This window comes from Methylocella tundrae, assembly GCF_901905185.1.
Taxonomy (GTDB): Bacteria; Pseudomonadota; Alphaproteobacteria; order Rhizobiales; family Beijerinckiaceae; genus Methylocapsa; species Methylocapsa tundrae.
Genome location: NZ_CABFMQ020000046.1, coordinates 64,368 through 83,586 on the forward strand (window position 1 = coordinate 64,368; position 19,219 = coordinate 83,586).

The window sequence follows — 19,219 nt, forward strand, 5'->3', positions numbered from 1 at the left end:
GCTCCACCGCCGGCGCCGCTTCCCGCTCACGCCCCTGGCGCCGCCTTCCGCTTTGTGAGGTAGGGCGCCATTCCCTGGCGCGCCAGCAAATCGGCGCGCTCGTTCATCTCATCGCCCGCGTGGCCCTTGACCCAGCGCCAGTCAATCTCGTGGCGCTCGGTCGCGGCTTCCAGCCTCTGCCAGAGTTCGACATTCTTGACCGGCTTCCTGTCGGCCGTGCGCCAGCCGTTGCGCTTCCAGCCGGCAAGCCAGGTCGTGACGCCGCCCTTCAGATAGTTGGAATCGGTGTAGAGGTGCACGGCGCACGGCCGTGTCAAAGCCTCCAGCGCCATGATCGCGGCCATCAGCTCCATGCGGTTGTTGGTCGTCGCCGCCTCACCGCCGCTGAGCTCTTTTCTGTGATCACCGAAGGTCAGCACCGCGCCCCAGCCGCCCGGTCCTGGATTGCCGGAACAGGCGCCATCCGTAAAAATCGTCACCTCGCGGCTCATTGGGCGAGGCCAAGCTCGCGCACGTCCGTGATCTTCTGATGGAAGCGCAATTTTTGCATGTATTCGATCGGATTTTTCGGATGCACCAGCGCGCCGGCCGGCACGTGAAGCCAATCGATCAGCCGCGTCAGCGCGAAGCGCAGGGCGGCGCCTCGGGAAAGCACTGGAATCGCCGCGATCTCGAGCGGCGTCAAGGGACGAACGCGCTGATAAGCCTCAAACAGCGCGGCTGCTTTCCGGACGTTAAAAGCGCCGTCCGCCTCGAAACACCACGCGTTGAGACAAATGGCGAGATCGTAGGCGAGATCATCGGCGCAGGCGAAATAGAAATCAATCAACCCCGGCGCCTCCTCGCCGAGGAAGAGAACATTGTCCGGAAAAAGATCGGCGTGAATGATGCCGCGCGGCAGGTTTCGCGGCCAATTGGCTTCAAGGAAGCCAAGCTCCGCGGCGACCGCGGCGGCAAGGCCAGGCTCGACGTCGTCGGCGCAACAGGCGACCGGCGCGAAGAGACGCGGCCATGCGGCAAGGCTCAAACTGTTGTCGCGAGAGCCTTTGAAGTCTGCGGCGGCCTGATGCAGCCGGGCGAGAGCCCCGCCAAGCCTGGAGCAATCGCTGACCGTCGGCCGGTTGTGGCAGATTCCTTCGAGGAAAGTGACGATGGCCGCCGGACGCCCCGAAAGCTTGCCGAGAGCCGCCCCCGAACGCGCCCGCACCGGCCGCGGGCAGTTGATCCCCCGGGCGCAAAGATGATCCATGAGCCCGAGAAAGAACGGAAGATTTTCTTCCTCCACGCGCTTCTCGTAAAGGGTGAGGATGAAGGAGCCCTTTTCGGTGTGGAGAAGATAATTGGAGTTCTCGACGCCTTCGGCGATGCCCTTCAGCGAACGGACGCAGCCGAGATCATAGCTGTCGAGGAAGGCGGCCAGATCCGCATCGGAGACTTCGGTATAGACGGCCATTCGGCATCCGGTCGCAAGGAAATGAGTCGCGGCCCCGGCTCCAGGCGCCGGGCGAGAGAATGGGTGTTAGCCACAAGGAGGCGGCGGGTCAATTTGCGCGGCTTATCAGGCTCAACCGGCTGCGTCGCCCTTCAGGCGGTTTCATGCTCGGGATTTCGCGCCAGGGCGGCGACGACCGCCCGCGCGTCCGGCTGGATGACGCCGCAGGACATGATGAGTTTGGCGGCGGCGTCGGGCGCGATCGCGACCTCGATGACCTCGCGCGCCGGCAGGTAAAAATAGAAGCCGGTGGTCGGGTTCGGCGTGCACGGCAGGAACACCGACACATAGTTTTCGTCCTGAGCCAAACGGCTGCCGATGAGCTCCCCCGGCGGCGCCGAGATGAAGACGAGCGACCAGGAGCCCTTGTTCGGAAATTCGATGAGCCCGACTTTGCGGAACGTCGTGCCGGACTGTGAAAACAAGGTCTCGAAAATCTGCTTCACGCTCTTGTAAATCGACCTCACGATAGGCATGCGCGCCAGGATCGCCTCGCCGATCTTGATTAAAGTGCGGCCGGCGAGATTATGCGCGAGGAAGCCAAGAAAGGTCAGGGCCAGAAAGGCGACGACGACGCCAAGCCCCGGCACGCGGAACGACAGATAGGCGTCCGGCAGCGCATTGCCCGGGATCAGGCCGCGGACCCAATTGTCGATTGTGTCGACGAACCACCACACGATATAGGCCGTCACCGCCAGCGGACCGGCGACGACCACGCCGGTCAGAAACCAGTTGCGGATACGGGCGCCGACGCCCGATCCCCTGGCGACCGGTTCAGGCGGCTCTGCCGGCGTCTGCGGAACTGTCTGCGGCGGAACCTGCGTCATGCTTTGTCCCCCGGCTCCTGCCGTCCTGCAGCCGAGCCTCATTCGTCTGTCGCAAGAATAAGGCCTCGAGCAATCCGGGCCGCGAAGGGCACAATTCGCTCTGGCCCCAGGCGTCGCGCCCTTATTTTAATCCTATAGCACAGGCAATGGCGCGCGCGCGATCGGGAGAGCTGAGCCGTTGCCGTCTCGCTGAAAAATTCTTCCGCATTTATTGCTTTTTCATGGGCATTTTGCCGCATTTCGACGTGACAATGCGTCGCTCGTAGGCTACACGAGCAGCAAGCTGAAAGTGCCATTGCTGGCGACAATTCGGCGTCTTAGTCCAAGTCTCGGGAGGATGCCGGTTGCACGTCGCGCCACACGGTGGCGCACCTTGCGCTTTCCAGGGTCAGCGCGCAAATAGGCGGGGTTGAAGCCGGACTGGGGTGGGAATGCTGGGGCATTCCCGCCCCTTTCTGTTTAACCGGCCGGATCAGCGCGTTGGCGCCCGCGCTGATCTACTGCCGGATCGTCCGCTATTTGCTGTCGATTGGGTTCGCTGGGGCCGGCGGCGTCATGGCCGGCGGCGCGTCGGCCGGGACTTTTCCGTTGAACGGACGCACCGAGGAACCTGGCCTGTTCAACTGGCTGGCGTCATCGTACATTTCGATGCATGTCAGAATTTCGACATAGCTCGGCATGGGCGAAATGCCTTGAGCAACGCAATTGGCCCGATTTTCCGGCTTGTAACGGGACCAGTTCTTCTTCAGTTGCGCCAGTGCGTCGTTCTCGTCCTGCATACAGCCCTTATAGGCCAGCTTATCGTCCTGACCGCCGCCGAAGCCGAAAGCCTGCGCTTCACGGCAGGACTTTTCGACATCGAGCTTTGGCACGCCGACCGGGGCGGCGCGCGAGATCGGGGCAAGCAGCGAACATAAAGCGAGCGCCGCAAACAGGCGTTTCATGCAAATTCTCCCAATCCAGCGGACGTGCTCAGGCGGTAGCGCCTCATCACGCAGAAAATTCCGGCAAGAGCCGCAAAACTCACTCAGGAACTCCGAAGTCTCGTCTTTGGCGGCGGATGCCGCAAGGCGGACCACGAGAATTCTTCCCTTCATTGCATGGGCTTGTGTCGGGGCGCAAATTGAGCCTGCGTCGCGCGCATAAAGTCCCGGCGCCTTAAGTCCCGGCCAACTCCAGCATCTCGCGGACGAACCACGCCGAACCCCAAACGGCGCGACGTTTCGCCGCATTTATCGTTGACAAACGTCGGCGGCGGTCATTTCCTGCTTCAAGGCTCCTCCTCAAGCTGAAGCCTGCCCGGCGCGATTCCGGGCAGCGGAATAGCGCCAGGAGGACCACAAAAAGACATGCTGCCAAGCAGCCAACAGCCAGGATAAGCACATGGCGGTAGTAACAATTTCGAGAGAGGAAATCGCCAGGACGGCGCCCATGACGGACGCCGAGAAGCGAGTGATTCTGGCGTCCTCGCTCGGCACAGTCTTCGACTGGTATGATTTTTATCTCTACGGATCCCTGGCGAGCATCATCGGCGCTCAATTCTTCAGTCAATTCCCGAAGGCGACGGCGGATATTTTCGCCCTGCTCGCCTTCGCCGCCGGCTTTGTCGTCCGCCCCTTCGGCGCCCTCGTCTTTGGGCGGCTCGGCGATCTCGTCGGGCGCAAATACACCTTCCTCCTCACCATCCTGATCATGGGGTTTTCGACATTTATCGTCGGGTTTTTGCCAAATTACCATGCGATCGGCATCGCTGCGCCCATCATTTTGATCGGGGCCAGGCTTTTGCAGGGCCTTGCCCTTGGCGGCGAATATGGCGGCGCGGCGACCTATGTCGCAGAGCACGCACCGGCAGGGCGGCGGGGATTTTATACATCCTGGATCCAGACGACGGCGACGCTCGGCCTGTTCCTGTCGCTTCTCGTCATCCTCTTCACGCGGAGCATCTTTGGCGAGCCCGCCTTCGCCAGTTTCGCCTGGCGCATTCCCTTCCTTGTCTCCGTGGTGCTGCTCGGCGTCTCCTTGTGGATCCGCTTGAAGCTGAACGAATCGCCAGCCTTTCTCAGGATGAAGCAAAACGGCGCAGGCTCGAAAACGCCGCTGCGCGAGGCTTTCGGCAATTGGCCGAACGCGAAGATTGCTCTGCTCGCTCTATTCGGCCTGACGATGGGCCAAGGCGTCGTCTGGTATACCGGGCAATTCTACGCTTTGGTGTTCATGCAATCGATCCTCAAGGTCGACGGCTATACCGCCAATCTCCTGATAGCCTGGTCCCTGGTGCTTGGAACCGGCTTTTTCGTTTTCTTCGGTTGGCTGTCGGACAAGATCGGCCGGAAGACCGTCATCATGTTCGGCTGCCTCGCCGCGGCGGCGACCTATTTTCCGATTTTCCAGCGCATCACGACTTACGCCAATCCGGCGCTCGCGGCGGCGCTCGAGAATGTCTCCGTGACGGTCGTCGCAAACCCGGCCAATTGCGGCAGTCTGTTCAATCCTATCGGAACGCGCTCATTCACAGCGCCATGCGACATCGCACGCGATGTATTGGCCAAAAGCTCGGTCAAATACACGCGCGTCGACACGGCCATCGAGGAGCCGGTCAAAATCCTCATAGGATCGAAGGAAATAGCCGTCCCCGACGCGAGCGACGTCGCAGCTGATCCAAAAGCCGTCAGAGCGGCCTTCGACATGAAACTCACCGCGGCTCTGCAAGACGCCGGCTATCCGGACGCCAATGATCCAGGCATCGTCAAGATGTCGAATCCGCTCGACATTTTTCGCCCCCAGGTCGCCGGCATCATCGGGCTGCTTTTCGTGCTCGTCCTTTATGTGACGATGGTCTACGGGCCGATCGCCGCCGCGCTCGTCGAATTATTCCCGACGCGCATTCGCTACACGTCCCTGTCCCTGCCCTATCACATTGGCAATGGCTGGTTCGGCGGCCTGCTGCCGGCGACCGCGTTCGCCATGGTCGCGCAGACCGGGGATATTTATTACGGGCTCTGGTATCCGATCATCATAGCCATGGCCTGTTTCGTCATTGGCGTGCTGTTCGTTCCTGAAACAAAGGACCGGGATATTTACGCGCAGGACTGACGGCCGAATGACCGGCCGCGCCGTCGACGCTTTGTGCTTTGAAACAAATGGGCCGCTCGTTGAGCGGCCCATTTCATCGGCGCTTAGGCGCTTTTCATGTCGTCACTCGCAGACTTGAACTCGCTGGATCACGTAAGCGTAGCCGTTCCAGACCTGTTGCGGTTCAAACCAGCAGCGGGGCGGCGGCGGCGCATAGACGGGCGCATAATATCCGTAGCCGGGCGGAGGCGGAGGAGGCGCGCCGGCGCCGGCGATGGCGCTTCCTGCGATGGCGCCGACGGCGAGCCCCCCCAGCAGACCGGCGGCGACAGCGCCGGCGTCCTGCGCTTGAGCTGGAACGCAAACCGCGGCGAAACACGCGGCGGCGGCGCTCAGCGCCATCCCGGTCCTGATAGTCTTACCCAAGTTCATCGGCATTCATCCCTCCGCAGCTGACGCCGGAATGGCGCGTTCACGGTCGACGTCGAGCTTTGTCGCGCCTTCGCGGCAACATTAGGTCAAATCGCCTAATATTTGGTAGCGCGGCGCCATCTCAACCTCCGGCGGCATGGACGGCGGACGGCAAAGAAAAAACGCCTCTGGGAACCCCCGAGTCGGTGTGCGGACGCAGGCCGCCAAGGCGGTTGCCAAACAGTCGGCGCGCTGCTAGAGCATCGGCGCTTCGAGGCGATTGACCATCGCCTCTATCTCTTTGTTTTGATGCAAGATCTAAACTAAAGAAATAGAAATCAACATCGAAGCGTCCATGCGCTAGCTCGCTGATGGCGGCGCCGCGAGGCCGGTTTAGCTCAGTTGGTAGAGCAACTCATTTGTAATGAGAAGGTCGCGGGTTCGACTCCTGCAACCGGCACCAAATCACTGTCCGACTGCATCCGGAATAGTCATAAAACAAACTCAAATCAATTGGTTAAGGCTAGACGCTCGCAGCTTTCAATCGAGACCCTCTCCGAGTTTCAAAGAGGGCTCCCGATCAAATAAGTTCGCTCGATTCTGCGTTTGGGAACACGGTCGCGCGCCGGGGCTCCCCCGCCATCTCAATTTCTTCGAGATTGGCTCGCGAAATCGCTCGTCGAGCGAGCGGCCTTCAGCTCAGATCTGGTTACTGTCGGGCTCATGCGATCGGGAAGCGAAAACACAATTTTTCCACCCGCCGAATCGATCACTCGAACGGAGGTCGCGTCGAGCTGCTTCTTATGAATGGCGAAGAGGTCCACTGCCCTTGATCGGACAGCAGCGGCGTCGCCGCGGAATTGCTCCGATTCAATGATGTCTCTGCCCTTGAGAAGTTCAATCCAGAAAGTCATAGCCCAGAAACGAGCCTGGGCCGTGTCGGTTCCCCTTTTTGTTTCCGGCGGCGCCTTCTCCGCCGCAAGGCTTGAGGCCTTCCGCGTCTTCGCTGCGCCGGTTCCGCCGCGTTGGGCCGTGAGTACGCGATAGCCGGCAAGCCGCCGCCCCCTCCGGGCGAAGGACCTACCGGAATAGCGTGAAGGTCGGCGCGGAAGCGTTGAACTTCCTGCGAAGGAACATGGACCTGGACAGCATAGCGCGGGCGAGAGCGATAACGCCGCGGTGCGGCTTGGCGCTGCGCGACTTGATGGCCGTCGCGGCGTCAACCGTCGATCGCCGATCTGTTGAATAGGCTGGCGGATCAAATTCGTCACCGCCAAATCTTGGGAAGACAGCCGGATCGGCGTAGCGGCTATAGCCGGTGGCGCGCGCGGCGTCGATCGGGCGGGATGTGGATGATCTCTGTTCCATGTCTTTTCAGCTATTAGTTGTATGGTTGATGCGAGCGCTTATTTGGCAGGTTCCATCGGCCGTGTTTGTGCTGCGTCGCACATTTCGGAGAGAGACGCGACAGAACATGGCCTCGAGTCGGAAGATTTCAAGCGACGGTGTTGCGCACAATCGACCATTCGACCGGCCGGGATATTCAACAGTCCCGCAAACGCCCGAAAATGAACATTTTTCCACGATTACCAAGGGGATGATTTCCCTGGTGGCGGACTGCTCCCACAGACCGCTGAAACACGCGCTGGAGCACCGCAATGATGAAAAGGATTCTGATTACGGCCGCAATCGCTGGAATATCGCTCGCGCCCTCCCTTGCAAACGCACAGGAGCGGCTCGGCGACGGCGCGATGGGGGCCCTGGCGGGCGCCTTGGTCGGCGGCCCGGTTGGCCTGGTCGCAGGCGGTGTCGTCGGCTACACGGCCGGCCCTTCAATTGCGTCGAGTTGGGGCCTCAAAAAACACAGGCGCTATCGCCACGCCCACAGCCGCCACGATCCTGGCCGGACCTGACAAAAGCTTCGTCTATTCCGTTTCAAATGTTCCGCTATTCCGCTTCAATCGACGAACAAATGATGGGCCCCGGCGCATTCAAGCAGCTACGGGGCCCTGCTTCGGCTATGCGAAGCGATCTGTGTTTTGAGCAGATTTTACGTGCGGGATAACATACGCTTGGCCTTCGCGGTGCTATCGCGCGATGACGTCAAATTGTCGGCGGCGGCGTTTTGGCTCGGCAGTTTAGGCTTCCGCGCCCCCGTGACTCCGCGCATGGCGGAGTCTGCTACACTGTCCCGGTGGAGTCATGGCCTCTCCATTGCAGTGGAACCGATGGGTTCTCGAAAAAGGCGCCTTCTACCTCCAACCGGCTCTTGTGAGCAACTGCGAAGGCCTTTGGATGCTGCTCCCTGTCCCAACCATGTGTCAAATGTTTTCGTCACATATTTGCGGCCCCGTTGTCGCGCCACTGACGACATAATCGCCATGATGCGGCGACCGCGGGCGGGATTGCGGCTACCGCAATTGCGCGAATGTTTCAGGCCATCGTGAACGATGCGAGTTCCCGAAAAAAGTGATTTGGAAATCCCACCCCTCTATATTGCCAGACGCTTAAACGATCTCGGGAGTCATCATAAATAAGCAGGCTCACGCGCAGCCCCGGGAAAACGGAGGGAACGATGAAGGAATCGCAAATTATCCATATCCCATCGGATGCTTCACAAGAGGCGGTTGCTCTCACGCTTTTGCAACTGATTGTGTGCGCAGAAGGAAAAAAGTTTGACGCCTATTTCGGCAATGGCGTCCTGGTAGACAGGAAATGGCTTCTCGACACCTATGCTGAATGTCTTTCAGTCATCAAAAATCCAGTCGAGCGCAAGGCAAGCTAAGCAAAGGAAAAGCCAGATCAACTGAACGGCCGTCACAGCCGATCGGCATGCCTCGCCATTGACTGCGGATAGGTCAGCGGTGAGATCCGCCATCGTGGGCGAGCGAAAGTCACCCATCGTCGGCCTCTCATTGCGGCGGCTTATTTAATTCATGCCTGGCTGGCTCTGCGCCAAAGTCTCATTGGCGCGGAAATCCAATTTCCGATGCAACGATTGATTCGGATCAAGGACGGCGTCTCCGAACCGGTAATGATTAATCTTTTGCGCGAGCTTAGAAGTGTAGAATAACCTTCAGGGAGGCGCCCGGGATGGCGCGGTCATTTCGGCCGGCGAGCGAACGAAAAGAGGTTTGCCATGAAAATAAAGAAAATCATGCACAAGGGAGTCGAATGGGTCTCGCCAGACACACCCGTCATGGCGCTTGCAAAAAAAATGCAACAGTTGGACATAGGCGCCATTCCCATTGGCGAAAATGATCGCCTCATCGGCATGGTGACAGACCGTGACATCACGGTTCGAGGCGTCGCCAATGGCAAGGATCTCTCGAGGCTTACGGCCAGGGACGTGATGACCGCCGGCATAATCTACTGTCGAGACAATGAAGACGTGGATGATGTGGCGCGAATCATGGAAAGCAAGCAGGTGAGACGGTTGCCTGTCATAGACGCCAACAAGAGGATGGTCGGGATGATCAGCCTCGGCGATGTTTCGCATGCGGCCTCGCAGAAGATCGCGGCCGATGTGACGAGGGCTGTGTCGGCCCATCACGCCTGACCGAAAGAGCTTCGCCGGCGGTCCCGATGCCGGTTTGTGGCGAGGCTCAGGGGTCCGGCCTGGGGTCTGTGGACTCTTCGCCGGCGCCGACCTTCGGGATTACGCAACGACGGTCGCGGCCCCTCCATGAAAGCTCGCAGGCCGCTCTCGTTAGTCGCCTGCGGCGGCAGCACGGATCGATTTTGAATCGGCCCGGCTTTGCACATCAGTGAGCGTGGTCGGCGAGCCGATGGGACGGATGGCGCGCGTCGCCGCGGCGATTTTGTTGGCGGACATATGTAATTACCGCCTCCGGATGTTCAGTCTTGACCTTAAGCGCAGCGATAAGCGCGTCTTCAGCGTCCACCGCGATGTGATCTCTCTTTCCGTCAAGTTTTAGTCCCACGGTAAATTGCATTGGGCCGTCTCCTTAATTCAGTCTTTTAGTTTAGCTTCCATGAAGCCGACACTATACCTTTCTGGCGGAGTTTTTGAGAGCGATGTGAACCAGGACTCGCGCAATGCTGATCCGGACGGATTGGGTCTCTGCGATGTCCATGCCGAGGCGGAGATGACTAGGCGAGCCGCGGCTGGCTCGATGCAGCCGACGTCATCAACATGCAGGCTGCATCTCAACCGGGAAAGCGCCTTTAGCCGCTGAAAGCTGCTCTTTTGGCCTGTAGGCGCGCGTGGGTCCAGAGCCGTTCGAACCTGTTGACGGCTTTTCCGCGCGCGTCATAAGCGTAGCCTTTGGCCTGTATCGCCTATAAAATCCACGGCGCGTCGATCGCCGGTCCGCATGTGCGACAAACATGCGCCGCGTATCAGAACACAAAGCGAGTTGTTCGCCATGCGTCGGCTGCGAGGCTCATTGATCCTGCCGCCGGGGATGAACAAACAGCCACGCTCTCGCCGCCGGTCCTTGCGCTCGCCCTGCATACACTTCCTCGGCCCATCGGCTTTCCCCACTGTATGTGCTCGTTTGGGTCGATGTGTTGCTCGACGTGTTGCTTGAAGTTCGTGAGCCCGTGTTTCCGGAGCTTGTGTTTCCCGGACTGGCGCCGGCCGCTTGCGCCCCCGCTGACGTCATTGTCAAGACGACTATAGCCGCCGCGGGCGCATTGATCGCAGAACGTTTCAACACTCGAGCCTCCGTTTACGCATTCGAAGCGCCTATGGTGCTTGATCGGGTAGTCTACCTCATGACGTGGCTAGCGCCGCGTCATTTTTCTTTCCGGTCGCGATGATCTCTGAAGTTGCCCGGTTGCGGATGGAGCAGGACGTGGGCGCAGCTCAGCCCACGGCGGACGCCACCAAACGACGCCGATGGGCGGATTTTTCTGCGATCCCACGGGAAAATACCGGCAGCTTCATCATAAGCGCATGCATGAAGCGTTTTGATGAGCCTTGGAGGGCCACGGCCCGCTGAACAGAGAGCTCATGACCCGCATGCCGTCAGCCTTCGGCGCGGCGGCGAGCCAAAGCTACTTAGGGGAATTCCAGCAACTCCAGCACGTGAACCGGACGCTGAATTCTTCGCATCCTACCGCGTCGCAAGGTCTGCGATCATCCCCCTGGCTGCTTCCGTGAGCTTGCCGAACATGCCGAAATCGGCCCTGTTCACAGCGACGAAGACGCCGACGTGGCGGCCCGGCGCAAAGGCGATATAGCTCATGAAGCCGACGCCGCCGCCGCTCTTTGCGATGGTCGCCGGATGAATGCCGTCGGCGGCCGTGATCACCCAGCCGAGCCCAAGACCCGCCATCGGCCCGGCTTCATCGAACCCTATGGCGGCGGGCAGCGCCTGGCGCTGGCGATAGACGGCGTGGCTCAGCGCCAATGTCTCATTGGACTCGTCCATATTGTGGCGCAGCCAGCGCGCCATATCATTGGCCGTGCTGTAGAGGCCGCCGCTGCCGTCCGTCGCATGCGTATCGACGCAGGGTCCCGCGCCGCCGAGGCCGCTGCCGATCATCAGCCGCTTGCATTGCTCGGGCGTCGGCGCAAAGCCTGTGTCCGCCATGCCTAGCGGGCCGGTGACGCGCTCGCGCAACAGATCGGGATAGGGTTTGCCGCCTGAGGTCTCGATGGCGTCGGCCAAAAGATCGAAGCCGACATTTGAATAGGCGGCGATCGTGCCAGGCGCCCAGGGCAGCTCGAAATGGCTGAGCCATTTCCAGCGGTCGGCCCGCGTCGGCCATGCGCGGAGCGCGGAATCCTCCGGCGCCTCCCCCATCTCGCGCGGCAGAGCCGCCGAATGGGTGGCGAGATCGAGCAGAGTGATCGGCCTGCCCTCGAATGCCGGCGTCCTGGCGCCGCCGGCGTCGTGTTCCAGCGTATCGGTCAGGCGCAGTTTCCCCTCCGCCACAAGGGACGCGAGCACTTCGGTTGTAAAGACCTTGGTGATGGAATTCAGCCGGACGAGACTGTTTCCGTCCGGTTTTTGGTTGTTTCCCTTTTCCGTCTCGCCATATCCAAGGACGATGCTGCTGTCGCCGCGCACCACAACGAGGACCATGCCGGGCGCGCCGGACTCGCCGAACATAACGAACCCGGCAAGGTCGGTTGCTTCCGCGAGCACGGCGTCTTCGGCGCGGGACGGGCCAGCCGCGGCCGCCATCAGGGCGAGCGCGAGGAAAATCGATCGCATATGCAAATCCCCCTGTGGCCGACGCGGCGCAACAAAACGCCATGAGTCGCGTCGAGCGAAAGATTGCACAAAGATGCGGCGAAAACTATGCATGGAATGATTGGCGCAAGGTCAGCCGCCGTCAAATATCGCGGCGCGCCCGCCGTGTCGCCAGCCGCATCAGGGGAAACAGCAGCGGATGAGGCAGCAGCCTTGCCGCCTTGAACGCATAGGCCAGCCTGCGCGGAAAGGTGATCTCGAAGCCGCCCTTTGCAAATCCATCACAGATGATCCGCGCGGCCCGCTCCGCGCTCATGATGAAGGGCATGTCGAAATCCGCGTTCGGCGCCGTCATGGCCGTTTCGACGAAGCCCGGATTGACGACCTGGACCGTCAGCCCCGCCGGCTCATGGGTCATCCTCAAAACTTCGGCGATGTAGATCAGCGCCGCTTTGCTCGCGCCATAAGCCATCGAGCCCGGTATGCCGCCGTAGCCCGCGAGCGAGGACGTGATGGCGATTTGTCCCCGTCCCCGCAAAACCATCGCTTCGAGCAGTGGGCCAAGGCAATTCAGCGCGCCGCCGACATTGACCTCGAAACTGCGCCAGGCGACGTCCACATCGAATTTTTCACGCTCGGACGGAAAATAGACGCCGGCGTTCAGGAACGCGAGCGCGACCGGCCCATGAGCGGCTTCAATGCCGGCGATGATCGCCGCCATCTTCTGGCGGTCCGTGACATCGCCGGGAAAGCTTAAAATGCTGGGAGATTGCGCCGCCAGCGCATCGAGTTCGGCGGCGCGCCGCGCGTTGACGGCGACGGTAAATCCGCGCTCGGCGAGCAAAAGCGCCACGGCGCGGCCAATGCCGGAACTCGCGCCAGTGACAAAGGCGACCCCATCTTCGGGACGCGCGCGAAAACTCAAGCCGCGATCTCGAGTCTTGGCGGCGACATGCGCGCGAGCTTGACGCTGGCGCGCCGCAGCAAGTCGGCGAAGGCCGGAGACAACAGGAAATTCAGCTCTCTTTCGCGCGTCAGCGTCACCGGATCCGCCAGAATCAGCTCTTCGTCGCAATAGCCCGGATGACACATGATGAGATGACGCCGCCCTGGGGCGCGAAGATAGGTTTCGAAGTCGCGAGCGTAATCGCTACAGGGATCAAATTGCGAGAAGCCCGAAAAGCCCTCATTGGTGGCAAAACCCCGCGCCGCCGCGGCGCGCGAGAATCCTTTGGCGAGCCAGGCGATCCCCAGGGCCTTTTTGAGCTCGACGCCGCGGCGCAGGATGCGGGTCGGACGATCGGCGCTGTTGCGGAGCCAGATCTTTCCCTTGAGATTGCGCGCCTCCAGTTCGTCGAGCAGCCAATGGCGGATCTGCGGCAGGATCTGCACATGCTGATGACCGTCGACGAAATCGGGAGGAGCGCCGAAATGCTCGAAAAATTCGTCGAGCTGGCGGGCGATCTCATGACGAATTTCCATTTCCGGCAGATCGCCTTTGCGCGCAGCCTTTAAAACCCGTGTAATTTCAGGCAGATGGCCGGTCGGGGCGAAGCGCGGCATAAAACTCAGCGGCGCGCCGAGCGTCAAATTGAGATGGAGGCCGATATCGGCGTTGGCCGCATATCTGCGCAGCGCGCGCGCGCCTTTCGCCCAGGAACGGCGGTTCGCCATCACGCTCGTGGCGCTGAGGCGCCCCGCGCCGAGCGCCTCGATGACGCCCCGGTTGACGCCGGGAGACAAAGCGAAATCATCGGCGCAAAGGCTGATCGAAGAGCAAGCTTGGCCGCCGCCCACGCTCTGTACCCCCATGGCCTTCACTCCTTGGCGGGACCTTTCGAGGCCGGCCCCGGCATGTCGAACCCGATTTTAGACCCTGTCTTGCGCAATTCAATGCCAAAGCCTAGAGCATCGGATTCGAAACTGCATCTTTATCTCGTAACAACAACTTTCGAGGCGCATCGTTTCCGCGGATTCGCTGTTCCGCCTTAATCTATTCGCTTCGATACGCGATTGTGAACGGCGCCTTCGCGTCTTTGCCTGAGCTTGCGATGAGAAAGCCAAATCAATGATGAGATCCGATGCCGTCATGGCGGAAGCGGAGCTTTCCGTGGTCGTGCCGAGCTTCAACGAATCGGCCAATTTACGGCCCCTGATCGAACGCCTGACTGCGGTGCTCGAATCCTGCGCGCGTTCGTTCGAAATCATCGTCGTCGATGACGGATCGACGGACGATACGCTGGAGTTTCTGCGCAAGGCGCATGATGGGGACCCGCGCATCCGCGTGATCGCTCTCAGCCGCAATTTCGGCAAGGAAATCGCGATCGCGGCGGGGCTTGACCATGCGAGCGGCGCCGCAACCATCATCATGGACGCCGACCTGCAACATCCGCCGGAGATGATTACGAGCTTCGTCGAGAAATGGCGGGAGGGCTACAAGAACGTCTACGGCCAGCGCGTCGACCGCGGCGCCGACTCGGCCCTGCGGCGCATCCTGACGCAGCGCTTCTATCAGCTCTTCGGCTCTGTCGGGGAGACGCGTCTGCCGGAAGGCGCCGGCGACTTCCGGCTGCTCGACGCCAAAGCCGTCGCGGCGCTGCGGATGATGCGCGAGCACGCGCGCTTCTCGAAAGGGCTCTACGCCTGGATCGGCTTCAAGTCGATCGGCGTTCCTTTCGACGTCGCGCCGCGTCAGGCCGGGCACAGCAAATTCAGCTACCGCAAATTGACCCATTTCGCGCTCGACGGCCTGATGTCGTTTACGACCATGCCGTTGAAGATCTGGACCTATATTGGCCTCGCCATATCGGTATTCGCTCTGGGCCTTGCGAGCTTTTATGTAATCCGGACAATGATTTGGGGCGTCGATGTTCCGGGCTATGCGTCCTTGATCGTGTCGATCACCTTCTTCGCCGGCATTCAACTGCTCTCGCTCGGCATTCTTGGCGAATATATCGGCCGCATCTTCGCAGAGGTGAAGCGTCGCCCCCTCTATGTCGTCGAGGAGCGCCTCGGCCTGACGCCGCTCGCGCCGGACGAGCTATCGCTCCGGCGCCGGCGCGATTGGGTCTGAGCCATCTATGTATAAAAGCCTCTTATCGGTCGGCGGTCTCACGCTTCTTTCGCGCGCCGCCGGCTTCCTGCGCGACATCATGCTCGGCGCCATTCTCGGCGCAGGCCTTCTCGCCGACGCGTTTGTCGTGGCGCAGCGCCTGCCCAACCACTTTCGCGCCATTTTCGGCGAGGGCGCCTGGAATGCGGCCTTCGTGCCGACCTATTCGCGCGTCCTGCAAGGCGAAGGCATTGGCGGAGCAAGGCTGTTTTCCGGCCAGATTTTCGTCGGCCTCCTGCTCTCGCAGATCGCGCTGCTCGCCCTCGCCTTAGCATTTACGCCGACCTTGATCGATCTTCTCGCGCCCGGCTTTCGCGACGACCCCGAAAAATTCAAGCTGACCGTCACGCTGACGCGGATCACCTTTCCCTATCTCATGTTCATCACGCTTGTGACGCTGCAATCGGGCGCTCTCAACGCGCATGGGCGGTTTACCGCCGCCGCCTTCACCTCCGTGCTGATGAACCTTTCGGTGATGGCTTTTCTCGCCATCGCCTTCCTGTTTCCGAACGCGGGCGCCGCGGCGGCCTGGGGCCTCACCGTCTCAGGCGTGCTGCAGCTCGCCCTCACCTCCTTCGCCGCCTGGCGCGCCGGCATATTGGAGCGTTTCGCCTGGCCGAGCATGACAGCGGACGTAAAGCGATTCTTGACGATGCTCGGACCCGCCGTGATTGGCTCGGCCGGCATCCAGATCGCGCTGTTCGCCGACACGATCTTCGGCTCCATGCTGCCGACCGGCGGACCGTCCTCGATCTATTACGCCGAGCGCATTTATCAGCTGCCGCTCGGCGTCATCGGCATCGCGGCGGGCACCGTGCTTCTGCCGCAGATGAGCCGCCTGCTCGCCGCCGGAAAGCCGGACGCCGCCCTGCACGCGCAAAACCGCACCATGGCCCTGTCGCTGGCGCTGACGGCGCCTTTCTTCGTCGCCTTCATCATGATTCCCGACTTCATCATGCGCGGGATTTTTCTGCGCGGCGCCTTTACGCTCGACGCGGCCGAGGGCTCCGCCGCCGTGCTCTCGGCCTATGGCTTCGGCCTTGTCGCCATCGTGCTGGTGCGCTCCGCCATCGCGAGTTTTCAGGCCGAGGGCGACACGCGCACGCCAATGATGATTTCCCTGACCGCCGTTGGAATCAACATCGCGCTGAAGCTTGTCCTGTTCAAGCCATGGGGCGCCGTTGGTCTTGCGAGCGCGACCGCCGCCGGCGCCTGGGTCAACCTCTTGTTGCTGGCTTTTTTCGCGCTCCGGCGCGGCTCGATGAAATTTGATCTCGTTTTGTGGAAGACCGCCACATGCGTTTCGGTGGCGTCCTGCGCGCTTTCCTTTTTCGCGCTGCTCGCCGTGCATCCCGCGCAACGCATCGCGGAAACGATCGGCCGCATTCCCTACGTGGTCGAGCTTCTCCTCCTCGGCTGCGGCGGAGCGCTCGTCTATGGGATCATTCTGATCGCCGGCCTGCATGTTTCCGGCGTCAAGCTGCGGCGCTCCATTCCGGCGAGCGACAAAATCTTCGAGCCGGTCGAGGGCGCCTGAACTCCGGCTTGCCGCCGGTGGGACCCAGGCATCCCTGGAGTCTTCGCCTCACTGTGCGATCGCGCTCAACACCCGCGCCCAGCTGCGCGCGCCTTTATGGAAAGACGTCAGCTCATATTTCTCGTTTGGCGAATGCATGCGATCGTCCTCGAGGCCGAAGCCGATCATCAGCGTATCCATGTTGAGATCGCTCTTGAAGTTGCCGACGATCGGGATCGAGCCGCCGCAGCCGGCGAGCACGGGATCGGCTCCCCATTCGGCCTGGAGCGCCCGGCTCGCACGCGATAGCGCCTCGGAACTGAAGGGCAATTGCAGCGCCTTTGAGCCGCCGTGCGAGATGAATTCGACCTTGCAATCCTCCGGGAGGCTTTTCCGCACATAGGCGCGAAAGCTCTCCGCGATCTTGGCCGGATCCTGCGCGCCGACGAGCCGGAAAGAGAATTTGGCGCTAGCCTCCGCCGGCAGCACCGTCTTCGATCCTTTTCCGGTGTAGCCGCCGAGGACGCCGTTGACGTCGCAGGTTGGGCGCGACCAGACCATCTCGAGCACGCTGCGGCCCTGTTCGCCAGCGGGAATGGAAAGGCCGACGGCGCCAAGAAATTCCGCCTCATTGAACTTCAGCGCGCGCCATTGCTCGGCGACCTCCTCCGGCAGCTCAGTGACGCCGTCGTAAAAGCCCGGCAAAGTGACGCGTCCGTCCTGGTCGTGAAGTCCGGCAATGATGCGCGCGAGCACATGGATCGGGTTGATCGCCGCGGAGCCAAAAATGCCCGAATGCAGATCGCGGTCCGCGCCGCGAATGATCGCCTCTTCCAGAACGAGGCCGCGCAGCATGGTGGTGATCGCCGGCGTCGCGCGGTCCCACATGCCGGTGTCGCAGACGAGCGCGAGATCGGCTTCGAGCTCCTTCTTGTTGGCGGCGAGAAATGCGGGCAGCGACGGCGAGCCCGTCTCTTCCTCGCCTTCGAGCAGGATGGTGATCATGCAAGGCAGATCGCCGGTTTCCCTGAAGGCGCGAACCGCCTCGATGAAGGTCATCAATTGACCCTTGTCGTCGGCGACGCCGCGTCCGACGATCTGCCTGCCGGTCTCCGCTTCAACGATGCGCGCCTCGAAGGGCGGCGTTTGCCAAAGCTCCAGCGGGTCCGCCGGCTGCACGTCATAATGGCCATAAAACAGAAGATGCGGCACGTCGGGCCGCGCCGCCTTGGCGTGGGCGACGACCATCGGATGTCCCGCCGTCGGCCGCACCGAGGCTTCAAACCCCAGCCCCGTCAGTTCGTTCGCCAGCCACTCGGCGGCGGCCTTGCACTCGCCCGCGAAGGCCGGGTCCGTCGATACCGATTCGATGGCGATGAGTTGAAACAGCCGCTCCAGCGCGGAATCGAGATTGGCGTCGATTTTGTCAAGCACGGTTTCGAGCGCTGCCATGAGATCTCCTTCGCTTCGGCGAGCCGGGCTGGTTGGCAAATTGGCGACCGATCAAATACATGTCGCTTCGATATCCGGCAAAGGTGAATTTTCGATTCCCTTCCCTAACCGATAGAACAGGCAAGACGTCACATGAGGCTGCGCGCCGATTTCTGGGTTTCCGCCTATCTGCGGCGTTGCGCGCATGAGGGGGCCGTCGCGGTGCTGCGCCGGCGTGGCGCGGCCGAGGCGGGGGCGATCTTCGTCAAGGTCGATCGCCTCGACGGAGCCGCCGCGCTGTTCGGGCCGGCGCCGCAAAGCGAATTGGATGAGGGCGGGGACCGCCTGTTCGCCAGACTGCATGCCGAGCCGTGGATCGATCCGGCTGAGGCCGAAGCAAAGCTTACGCGGCAAATCAAATTCGATCCCGATCTCTGGATTCTCGAGACGGAGGATCGCGCGGGGCGGAGTTTTCTCGATCTCGTCGATTGAGATCGCGCGCCGCGGGCGCCGCCCGTCGACGTGTGTTGGCGCTTGCGCACTGGACGGCTGCGTTTATGCTTGCGGCGATTGACGGCGTGCGAAAGGCGTCCGGGATGGCGAAAATCGCAAGCGCCGCGGCGCGGCAATCCTTTTGATCATTTGGGGAGGAGCGGCCGCCGCGCAGTCCGCGCCCAAGAATTGGGACGTCGGCTGCGACACTATCCGCGGCTGCGCCACACCGGGTTTGACGGCGCGCCAGCAAGGAGAGGAAATGCGCAGCGTTACGATTTTACTCTGTTCGGCAGCCTTGCTTTCGGCTTTTCCAGCCCGCGCCGAGGACTGCGCCGGCGCCGTGACGCAGGCCGACATGAACGCCTGCGCCAGCGCCACGCTCAAAAACACCGACGCGGAGCTGAATGCGATCTATCGAGACGTCATAGCCCGCCTCAAAGGAAGCGAAGAGACCAGGCAGCTTCTGATTACGGCCCAAAGAACATGGCTGCAATTCCGCGACGCGGAATGCGCTTTCTCGGCCAACGCCGTGAAGGATGGGAGCATCTATCCGGCCGTCCTGCAAAACTGCCGCACGGCTTTGACCGCCGGCCGCGTCAAGGCGCTCAAAGCCTATCTTACATGCCAGGAAGGCGATACGGGCTGCCCCGTGCCGTCTCAATGAGCTTTGGCTGCGCGCTTGCGGATGACATTATC

At 61.4% G+C, this 19,219-nt stretch carries 18 protein-coding genes and 1 tRNA gene; 9 read left to right on the top strand and 10 right to left on the bottom strand.

What is annotated here, in order from left to right:
• Window positions 1-26 precede the first annotated feature (26 nt).
• From rnhA to MPC4_RS05110, 4 genes are all read right to left on the bottom strand, one after another.
• The gene (gene rnhA / locus MPC4_RS05095; RefSeq protein WP_134486552.1) at window positions 27-491 is read right to left on the bottom strand and encodes a ribonuclease HI; all 465 of its coding nucleotides are present in this window, start codon (window positions 489-491) and stop codon (window positions 27-29) included.
• Window positions 488-1,453, bottom strand: a complete 966-nt coding sequence (gene thrB, locus MPC4_RS05100; RefSeq protein WP_174511567.1) for a homoserine kinase — start codon at window positions 1,451-1,453, stop codon at window positions 488-490. Before thrB ends, rnhA begins: the two co-directional genes overlap by 4 nt.
• A gap of 131 nt (window positions 1,454-1,584) precedes the next feature.
• Window positions 1,585-2,319, bottom strand: a complete 735-nt coding sequence (locus MPC4_RS05105) for a DUF502 domain-containing protein (protein WP_174511568.1) — start codon at window positions 2,317-2,319, stop codon at window positions 1,585-1,587.
• Window positions 2,320-2,834: 515 nt separating this feature from the next.
• Window positions 2,835-3,263 carry a hypothetical protein gene (locus tag MPC4_RS05110; RefSeq protein WP_134486543.1) on the bottom strand — a complete coding sequence of 143 codons (429 nt, stop codon included), beginning with the start codon at window positions 3,261-3,263 and terminating at the stop codon, window positions 2,835-2,837.
• Between the two features lie 439 nt (window positions 3,264-3,702).
• Here MPC4_RS05110 and MPC4_RS05115 point away from each other — a divergent pair, with 439 nt between their 5' ends.
• Window positions 3,703-5,412 carry an MFS transporter gene (locus MPC4_RS05115; protein WP_244628854.1) on the top strand — a complete coding sequence of 570 codons (1,710 nt, stop codon included), beginning with the start codon at window positions 3,703-3,705 and terminating at the stop codon, window positions 5,410-5,412.
• Between the two features lie 102 nt (window positions 5,413-5,514).
• Here the strand turns inward: MPC4_RS05115 and MPC4_RS05120 are convergent, their stop codons facing one another.
• On the bottom strand, window positions 5,515-5,823 hold the full coding sequence (locus MPC4_RS05120; RefSeq protein ID WP_244628855.1) for a hypothetical protein: 309 nt from the start codon (window positions 5,821-5,823) through the stop codon (window positions 5,515-5,517).
• A gap of 366 nt (window positions 5,824-6,189) precedes the next feature.
• On the opposite strand from MPC4_RS05120, the gene MPC4_RS05125 reads away from it, so the two are divergent.
• Window positions 6,190-6,265 (top strand) — tRNA-Thr (locus tag MPC4_RS05125).
• 617 nt (window positions 6,266-6,882) lie between these two features.
• Here the strand turns inward: MPC4_RS05125 and MPC4_RS05130 are convergent.
• Entirely contained in the window at window positions 6,883-7,170 is a 288-nt protein-coding gene (locus MPC4_RS05130; protein WP_174511570.1) for a hypothetical protein, read from the bottom strand.
• Window positions 7,171-7,460: 290 nt separating this feature from the next.
• Here MPC4_RS05130 and MPC4_RS05135 point away from each other — a divergent pair, with 290 nt between their 5' ends.
• The 3 genes from MPC4_RS05135 (at window position 7,461) to MPC4_RS05145 (ending at window position 9,361) form a co-directional block, all read left to right on the top strand.
• Window positions 7,461-7,715 carry a hypothetical protein gene (locus MPC4_RS05135; protein WP_244628856.1) on the top strand — a complete coding sequence of 85 codons (255 nt, stop codon included), beginning with the start codon at window positions 7,461-7,463 and terminating at the stop codon, window positions 7,713-7,715.
• A gap of 662 nt (window positions 7,716-8,377) precedes the next feature.
• Complete coding sequence (locus tag MPC4_RS05140) at window positions 8,378-8,587, top strand: hypothetical protein (RefSeq protein WP_174511571.1); 210 nt, start codon at window positions 8,378-8,380, stop codon at window positions 8,585-8,587.
• Window positions 8,588-8,941: 354 nt separating this feature from the next.
• Window positions 8,942-9,361 carry a CBS domain-containing protein gene (locus MPC4_RS05145; RefSeq protein WP_174511572.1) on the top strand — a complete coding sequence of 140 codons (420 nt, stop codon included), beginning with the start codon at window positions 8,942-8,944 and terminating at the stop codon, window positions 9,359-9,361.
• Window positions 9,362-10,883: 1,522 nt separating this feature from the next.
• Here MPC4_RS05145 and ampH read toward each other — a convergent pair.
• The 3 genes from ampH to MPC4_RS05160 all read right to left on the bottom strand — a co-directional run bounded on the left by ampH (window position 10,884) and on the right by MPC4_RS05160 (window position 13,781).
• Window positions 10,884-11,990, bottom strand: coding sequence for a D-alanyl-D-alanine-carboxypeptidase/endopeptidase AmpH (gene ampH / locus MPC4_RS05150; RefSeq protein ID WP_174511573.1), 1,107 nt, complete (start codon window positions 11,988-11,990; stop codon window positions 10,884-10,886).
• Between the two features lie 121 nt (window positions 11,991-12,111).
• Window positions 12,112-12,894: an SDR family NAD(P)-dependent oxidoreductase gene (locus tag MPC4_RS05155; protein ID WP_174511574.1), complete on the bottom strand. Its 783-nt coding sequence runs from the start codon at window positions 12,892-12,894 to the stop codon at window positions 12,112-12,114.
• Complete coding sequence (locus MPC4_RS05160) at window positions 12,891-13,781, bottom strand: ChbG/HpnK family deacetylase (protein WP_174511575.1); 891 nt, start codon at window positions 13,779-13,781, stop codon at window positions 12,891-12,893. Before MPC4_RS05160 ends, MPC4_RS05155 begins: the two co-directional genes overlap by 4 nt.
• Before the next feature lie 256 nt (window positions 13,782-14,037).
• Between MPC4_RS05160 and MPC4_RS05165 the strand changes: the two genes are divergently transcribed.
• Window positions 14,038-15,042: a glycosyltransferase family 2 protein gene (locus MPC4_RS05165; RefSeq protein ID WP_174511576.1), complete on the top strand. Its 1,005-nt coding sequence runs from the start codon at window positions 14,038-14,040 to the stop codon at window positions 15,040-15,042.
• Window positions 15,043-15,049: 7 nt separating this feature from the next.
• Complete coding sequence (gene murJ, locus MPC4_RS05170) at window positions 15,050-16,618, top strand: murein biosynthesis integral membrane protein MurJ (RefSeq protein WP_174511577.1); 1,569 nt, start codon at window positions 15,050-15,052, stop codon at window positions 16,616-16,618.
• 48 nt (window positions 16,619-16,666) lie between these two features.
• On the opposite strand, the gene MPC4_RS05175 is transcribed toward murJ, so the two are convergent.
• On the bottom strand, window positions 16,667-18,049 hold the full coding sequence (locus tag MPC4_RS05175) for a M20/M25/M40 family metallo-hydrolase (RefSeq protein ID WP_174511578.1): 1,383 nt from the start codon (window positions 18,047-18,049) through the stop codon (window positions 16,667-16,669).
• 132 nt (window positions 18,050-18,181) lie between these two features.
• On the opposite strand from MPC4_RS05175, the gene MPC4_RS05180 reads away from it, so the two are divergent.
• A complete protein-coding gene (locus tag MPC4_RS05180; RefSeq protein ID WP_174511579.1) occupies window positions 18,182-18,520 on the top strand; it encodes a DUF1491 family protein in 339 nt (112 codons plus the stop codon).
• A 262-nt stretch (window positions 18,521-18,782) separates the two neighbouring features.
• Window positions 18,783-19,187, top strand: a complete 405-nt coding sequence (locus MPC4_RS05185) for a lysozyme inhibitor LprI family protein (protein WP_174511580.1) — start codon at window positions 18,783-18,785, stop codon at window positions 19,185-19,187.
• The last annotated feature ends 32 nt before the right edge of the window (window positions 19,188-19,219 follow it).

Bases quoted from the DNA above. Each gene is read 5' to 3' on its own strand.
- MPC4_RS05130 (WP_174511570.1), bottom strand. From the start codon at position 7,170: ATGGAACAGAGATCATCCACATCCCGCCCGATCGACGCCGCGCGCGCC.
- thrB (WP_174511567.1), bottom strand. From the start codon at position 1,453: ATGGCCGTCTATACCGAAGTCTCCGATGCGGATCTGGCCGCCTTCCTC.
- MPC4_RS05140 (WP_174511571.1), top strand. From the start codon at position 8,378: ATGAAGGAATCGCAAATTATCCATATCCCATCGGATGCTTCACAAGAG.
- MPC4_RS05120 (WP_244628855.1), bottom strand. From the start codon at position 5,823: ATGAACTTGGGTAAGACTATCAGGACCGGGATGGCGCTGAGCGCCGCC.
- MPC4_RS05165 (WP_174511576.1), top strand. From the start codon at position 14,038: ATGATGAGATCCGATGCCGTCATGGCGGAAGCGGAGCTTTCCGTGGTC.
- MPC4_RS05135 (WP_244628856.1), top strand. From the start codon at position 7,461: ATGATGAAAAGGATTCTGATTACGGCCGCAATCGCTGGAATATCGCTC.
- ampH (WP_174511573.1), bottom strand. From the start codon at position 11,990: ATGCGATCGATTTTCCTCGCGCTCGCCCTGATGGCGGCCGCGGCTGGC.
- MPC4_RS05175 (WP_174511578.1), bottom strand. From the start codon at position 18,049: ATGGCAGCGCTCGAAACCGTGCTTGACAAAATCGACGCCAATCTCGAT.
- MPC4_RS05115 (WP_244628854.1), top strand. From the start codon at position 3,703: ATGGCGGTAGTAACAATTTCGAGAGAGGAAATCGCCAGGACGGCGCCC.
- MPC4_RS05160 (WP_174511575.1), bottom strand. From the start codon at position 13,781: ATGGGGGTACAGAGCGTGGGCGGCGGCCAAGCTTGCTCTTCGATCAGC.
- MPC4_RS05105 (WP_174511568.1), bottom strand. From the start codon at position 2,319: ATGACGCAGGTTCCGCCGCAGACAGTTCCGCAGACGCCGGCAGAGCCG.
- MPC4_RS05110 (WP_134486543.1), bottom strand. From the start codon at position 3,263: ATGAAACGCCTGTTTGCGGCGCTCGCTTTATGTTCGCTGCTTGCCCCG.
- murJ (WP_174511577.1), top strand. From the start codon at position 15,050: ATGTATAAAAGCCTCTTATCGGTCGGCGGTCTCACGCTTCTTTCGCGC.
- MPC4_RS05145 (WP_174511572.1), top strand. From the start codon at position 8,942: ATGAAAATAAAGAAAATCATGCACAAGGGAGTCGAATGGGTCTCGCCA.
- rnhA (WP_134486552.1), bottom strand. From the start codon at position 491: ATGAGCCGCGAGGTGACGATTTTTACGGATGGCGCCTGTTCCGGCAAT.
- MPC4_RS05180 (WP_174511579.1), top strand. From the start codon at position 18,182: ATGAGGCTGCGCGCCGATTTCTGGGTTTCCGCCTATCTGCGGCGTTGC.
- MPC4_RS05185 (WP_174511580.1), top strand. From the start codon at position 18,783: ATGCGCAGCGTTACGATTTTACTCTGTTCGGCAGCCTTGCTTTCGGCT.